We start from the raw sequence: 6,161 nt of genomic DNA, 5'->3' as shown, positions 1-6,161 counted from the left end.
TAGCATGTTTATTGGTAATATATTCTTAGTCATTTTGAACATTGCTTTAATAGGATTACTGTTAAAAATATTACGTACACCACCCAAAGTGTTATATCCTATTATTTTGGTGCTAGCGTTTATCGGTACATATACATTAGGTTATAGTATCACTGATTTCTATATTCTAATTATTTTCGGTATTATCGGCTTAGTTATGAAATTATTAGATTTCCCGGCTGCGCCTTTAATTTTGGCAGCAATCGTAGGTTCAGATATGGAGCAGAATTTTCGTAAAAGCTTAATAGTGAGTAATAACAATGTAGCAGATATCTTTTTGGCATCCCCAATTAGTATCGTATTGACATTGATGACTATTTTAGCGCTGTTCTATCCACTGATTATAAAAGGATTTAAAAGAATGAAAGTGAAAAAATAACATAATAAATCTACTCATTATGTTATGTCATGAGAGGTTTCAAAACGTAGATAAACCAAGTGCTATAAAAGCATTTGGTTTATTTTTTATAGATGTTTTTCCTTGAGATAATCTTTGTTTATCAATTTCTTTACTAAATTTACAAGGAAATGGAAGAATTCTTTTTCGCTAATTCATTTATATATTTGTTGTCCTATATTTAGTTACATCAATGAATCAAGGCAGTGATTTGTGCCGACCCCGCGGGAAAAGTACTAGCCGAATACTATAGGATGGCTCATGCCTGCTGAAAGTGTGTACAAAAAGTGCCGACAAAGTCTTCAACTTTGTCGGCACTATGCAACTACTCATTAAGTTCTATAAACAACGATTTTAAATAGTTATTATTGAAGCATTTCCTTATATACTTTTTGGTTTTGATAAACAGTAGTTAGCAGAGGTGCATTTAATTGGTATGATGCTGCTAAATTTAACAAATAACCTTGTAAATGATCTGCTTCAATATTTAATCCTTTTTCCATATCTCGTTGCATAGAAGTTTTGAAGTGATAGGATAATTTCGGCAGTGATTTCATATATTGATCGACGATATTATCCGAAATAGGCGCACTATGTGTACGCATAATTGAAGCGACTTCATTGTATAGTGACTCAATAAAATCAACGCCTCCCACGCTATCACGAATTGGTCCAATTGGTGCATGCATGAGTGTAGTAAGACTTGATAGTACAGTGATCATTAAATATTTATGCCACAAACCTTGCTGGATATTTGAACTTAAAATAAATTCAGCTTTGGTATTTGAAAAAGCTTGAGCAATTTGTTCAGCACGTTCACTTTGATCACCATTTAATTCACCAAAAAAGAGTTTGTCAAAAGGACTTGTATGAACGATTTCACCAACGGGGTTTAAAGTCGTTTCAATAACGCAATAACCACCCATAATTTTATTTTCACCGAAAGTTGATTGTAACTTTGGTAGATGTGCGATTCCATTAAGTAATGGAATAATCACTGTATTACCGTTAACAAATGGTGTTAAATCTTCAAGCGCATGTTCTAAATGATAAGACTTAGAAGACAAGAGCACTATATCGAATGGTTTCACACGGTCTTTTCTTGTAATAAGTTGAGGGTTAAAGTGATAGTCACCCTTTTCGCTATGAATAGATAGACCATTACGCTCTAGATATGATTTTCTTTTTGAACGTACTAGAAATGTAACGTTTTGACCACCTTCAGCTAAGCGACCACCAAAGTAGCCCCCGATACCACCTGCTCCTAAGACTAAAATTCTCATTATTATGCAACTCCTCGTGTTATGTATTATTTCTATCTTGTTAATATATATATACCACTTCATAAAATTATTACGCATATTTTTATATATATTTTATATTATTATTGTAGATGTATATATTAAATTAAGGTGTTATTTTTTCTTTAGCTTCTCAAATTATAAAGTTAACTATCAGAATGATTATTGTTTCACATGGAACGAAGTGGAAATATTTATGAAAACAAATGATTTAGAATTTTCTAAAAACTCATTGACTAATCATGAGTGCGATGCTAGGATTAAAACAATCAAATACATATGATTTACTCTTATCTAGAGTGGTGGAGGGATGTGCCCTATGAAGCCCAGCAACCGTCGTTTTTGAAATGGTGCTAATTCACAGAAAGTAATTTTACTTTCAAAGATGAGGGAAGGTGGATACTTTCTCTTGAAAACCAAGAGAAAGTATTTTTTTATACATAGCTTTAGTCGTAAATTAAAACAAATTATAAGGAGAGATTTGATGAAAAGGGTTACAAGTTTAGTTTCGTTATTAGTATTAGCAGTTATATTAGCAGCGTGCGGAAATTCAAAGGGTGAAGGTGAGGATAAAAAAATTACGATAGCAACGTCTCCTGCACCACATGGCGAAGTGCTAAAACACGCTAAAAAAGCAATGAAAGAAGAAGGTTATGAATTAGAAATTAAGACAGTGAATGACTATAAAGTGCCTAATAAATTATTAGATAAAGGCGATGTAGATGCAAACTTTTTCCAACACGTGCCTTATCTAAAAGCTGAAAAAGAAGATCATAACTATAATATTGAAGAAGTAGGAAAAGTCTTAACTACGCCAATGGGTGTGTACAGTAAAAAATATAAAGATATTAATGATATCCCTAAAGGCTCAACAATTTATGTATCGAACAATCCTGCTGAAGAAGGACGCTTCTTATCATTTTTTGTTGATAAAGGTTTAATTAAAATTAAAAAAGGTGTAAATATTGAAGATGCAAAATTTGAGGATATTGTAGAAAATAAAAAGGATTTAAAATTCAATAATAAACAAGGTGCTGAATTTTTACCAAAAACATATAACAGCAAAGAAGGCGCGGCAGTTATTATGAATTCCAACTATGCTATCGATAATGGACTAACACCACATAAAGATTCGATTGCAGTTGAGGATAAATCATCACCATTTGCAAATATAGTCGCAGTTCAAAAAGGCCATAAAGATGATAAAAAATATCAAACGTTAATTAAAGTACTACAATCAAAAGGTACACAAGACTTTATTAAAAAAGAATACGGTCAAGACGTCATTCCGTATGAAAAATAGGTTGTCATAGATAACACAATAAATTGGTTACATTTTATATAGTAATTAAAAGTACCATATATTAATATTCTATAAATAAGGCGGGGATAAAATGTCCAAAATAGGAATCATTGGGCTTGGTAAAGTAGGGAGCCAAGTACTTACAGACGTCCAAAATTTAAATTTATTCTCAGATATTGTATTAATTGATACAGATACCGAAAGAGCAAGTGGTGAAGCACTGGATCGTTTGCACACACAAGGTTTACCTAATTCAACCCACATCAATATTCGCGAGGGCAATTACAATGATTTAACTGAAGCCTCCTTCATTGTAATTACAGCAAGTGTGCCAACAGATCCTAATGAGGGTGACCGGGTATTGCTTACGAAAGGTAATCGAATTATGATTGAAGGAGTCATGAAACAAATTAATCAAGTGACACAAGATGCGATTGTTATTTTAGTTTCCAATCCAGTAGATACGATTACTTATATGAGCAATGCATCTCAGTATCCTTCACATAAAATAATTGGTACTGGTACATCTTTGGAAACATCTCGATTTAAAACATTGATTGCGTCATATTACCAAGTTGACCCTAAGAATGTTGAAGCGTTTGTGATTGGAGAACACGGGCAACATGCAGTTCCTGTATGGAGTAAAGTTAGAATTTATGGCATGACATTAGATGAATTTCAACAATTGACGGATACTCCACCTATAGATAAAACGCGCATAACTTCAGAAATAGATCAGGTATCTATGGATGTATTTTATAAAAAAGGATGGACAAATGTAGCGATATCGAAAGTAGTTAATTATTTAATACAAGCAATTGCATTAAACCAGCAGAGCATCATGCCGTTAACTTCAATAAGTAATGAATATGGTTTGAATGAGAGTGCCTTTAGCCTACCTACATTAGTGGGACGTGAAGGTATTAAACAGAGGTTTGAAATTCAACTTAGTCCAACAGAAATTGCGCAACTCAAAGAGGCGCATCGATATATAAAACAAACAATTAGTAAAGTAACAAATTAATAATTGAGAGATAGTAATGAATGAAAAATTCAGTTGCTATCTCTTTTTTTATTTAAAATAAGCATTTATAGCAGAAATTAAGGTGATGTTAAATAAACAGTGAACTCCTTGCTTATATAATGAGTTATAGCTACAATGTATTTGATATTATAGGTAACGCTTACTAATAAGGCGTGTAAGAATGTGGAAAGTGCGGTGCAGCTATGCAAGAAAGACATGCTAAACTTATTCGTTTAATATTAAATAATAGTAATGATTATTTAAGTGCAAACGAAATAGCGAACTACTTGAATGTTTCCAACAGAACTGTACGAAGTGATATTAAATATATTAATAGTGAGTTAGTGAAAGAACTAATTGTTAGTGTAAAGGGTCGAGGTTATAAAATGAACCGTACCTTATATAGCGTGGAACAATTAGCAGAAATCGTTACAGCATATACGAATAAAGAAAGTGAAATACTGTTGAAAATAGGGTACCAATTGCTAATGCATCAACAACCCATGACTGTTGATCAATTGGAAAATGACTTTGGCTTAACAAGATCAGAAGTAAATGACTATTTAAAGAGAATACAATCATGGTGTACCTCATTTGATATTAATGTAAATATTTCTAAGAAAAAAGGTATTACAGTTAATGGTAACGAAATGAATATAAGAAATGCGATTCTCCATTTAAATCAGCTCTCTACAAAACACCAGACTGTAGAGCAATTCATTCTAAATGAAATACCGGAAGCACATATCCAAATGATATTTCAAATTATTAAAAATAACTTAAGTGATTACCAAATACAAACTTCCGATATTCGAATTCGACAATTGCTCATACATCTTATTATTATCTTTAAAAGAAACAATGACAATGACGCTTCGTGGGTTGTAGATGAAGAATCACAAATTATAGCACAGCATTGCATAGACGAAATAAATCGTAAATTAGCATATGGTCTAAGTGATGAAACAGCTAAATTGTTTTCATTTTTTATTAGTTACTATTTTAATAAATACGATTTAGGCTTAGAAAAAGTGTTCGTTAAAAGTTATATCGATAGAATGATATATCAAATGGAAAAAAGTGTTGGAGTGAATTTTACTAAAGATAAAGCATTACGTGACAATGTTTATTCACATTTTAGTAGAACCTACTTACGTATTGCTAAAAATGTCTATATTAACAATCCATTAACTGAAGATATAAAAAAACATTATCCTTTTGTTTTTAACACATTATATGAAACAGTAAATCATTTGTCTAAAGACGCAAAAATAAATCTAGTAGAAGATGAAATTGCATTTTTAGCATTACATTTTCAATCATCAATAGATCGTAATGAAAAAAATCGTTTTAATATCGTAATTACTTGCTACTATGGTTTGGGTATTTCAAGTTTATTGGAAGCTAAAATAGCAAATTTAGATGATAGGATACACGTGATAGATACATTGAAATTAGAAAATGTGTCACAGTATGATTTTTCAGGTGTCGATGCTTTGATTACGACGCATTTTATAGATAAACTTCAGGTGCCAGATACATTACAAGTAATGGAGGTTTCTCCATTATTTTCCAATGAAGATGCTAATAAAATTCAATCATTTATACGCCATAAGCAAAATCCTGTGCTAAATCAGGATGAATTAGCAGCCATTCAATTTGATGTACACTCAGACAAGCAAGAGCTAACAGAAGCATCCTATGTATTTGAACAGGCGCAAATTATTTTTGGGGACAACCATTCAGTTAGCGAAAAATATATCCAAAGTGCTTTGGAAAGAGAAAAATTTTCTTCTACTTTTATAGGAAATGGGATTAGTATTCCCCACGGCGATCCTGAAAAGGTACTGAAATCACACGTGGTGATTTTTAAAAACATGCAGGGTTTTGGCTGGAAACAAAATCGAGCGAAATTAGTCTTTTTCTTAGCAATAGCAGAACAAGATATTCCAGCTATGAAAAAGATTATTCATACGATAGCCAATTTAACTGAAAATGATGTAGATCAGTTGTTAGTGCTTGAAGATCAAATTTTAAGGGATAAAGTAATTCAGTTAGTGAAAGAATAATTGCCACTACTAACGGCAATTATTCTTT

General features: G+C 31.8%; 5 protein-coding genes and 1 riboswitch. Of the genes, 4 read left to right on the top strand and 1 reads right to left on the bottom strand.

Annotated features, from left to right (window positions below):
- Positions 1-418: tripartite tricarboxylate transporter permease (locus NSR03_RS14275; RefSeq protein ID WP_285328592.1), on the top strand; the 418-nt coding region annotated here is incomplete at its 5' end.
- Between the two features lie 383 nt (positions 419-801).
- Here the strand turns inward: NSR03_RS14275 and panE are convergent.
- Positions 802-1,719 carry a 2-dehydropantoate 2-reductase gene (gene panE / locus NSR03_RS14270; protein ID WP_069821183.1) on the bottom strand — a complete coding sequence of 306 codons (918 nt, stop codon included), beginning with the start codon at positions 1,717-1,719 and terminating at the stop codon, positions 802-804.
- 305 nt (positions 1,720-2,024) lie between these two features.
- A riboswitch (SAM riboswitch) is annotated at positions 2,025-2,129 on the top strand.
- Between the two features lie 92 nt (positions 2,130-2,221).
- Between panE and NSR03_RS14265 the strand changes: the two genes are divergently transcribed.
- From NSR03_RS14265 to NSR03_RS14255, 3 genes are all read left to right on the top strand, one after another.
- On the top strand, positions 2,222-3,040 hold the full coding sequence (locus tag NSR03_RS14265) for a MetQ/NlpA family ABC transporter substrate-binding protein (RefSeq protein WP_069813623.1): 819 nt from the start codon (positions 2,222-2,224) through the stop codon (positions 3,038-3,040).
- A gap of 91 nt (positions 3,041-3,131) precedes the next feature.
- On the top strand, positions 3,132-4,064 hold the full coding sequence (locus NSR03_RS14260) for a lactate/malate family dehydrogenase (RefSeq protein WP_069813622.1): 933 nt from the start codon (positions 3,132-3,134) through the stop codon (positions 4,062-4,064).
- 203 nt (positions 4,065-4,267) lie between these two features.
- Positions 4,268-6,133, top strand: coding sequence for a BglG family transcription antiterminator (locus NSR03_RS14255; RefSeq protein ID WP_021338828.1), 1,866 nt, complete (start codon positions 4,268-4,270; stop codon positions 6,131-6,133).
- The last annotated feature ends 28 nt before the right edge of the window (positions 6,134-6,161 follow it).

It is taken from the genome of Staphylococcus sp. FSL W8-1207, from assembly GCF_038003745.1.
In the GTDB taxonomy this organism is placed as follows: Bacteria; Bacillota; Bacilli; order Staphylococcales; family Staphylococcaceae; genus Staphylococcus; species Staphylococcus equorum.
This window is presented reverse-complemented; position numbering and strand designations above follow the sequence as displayed.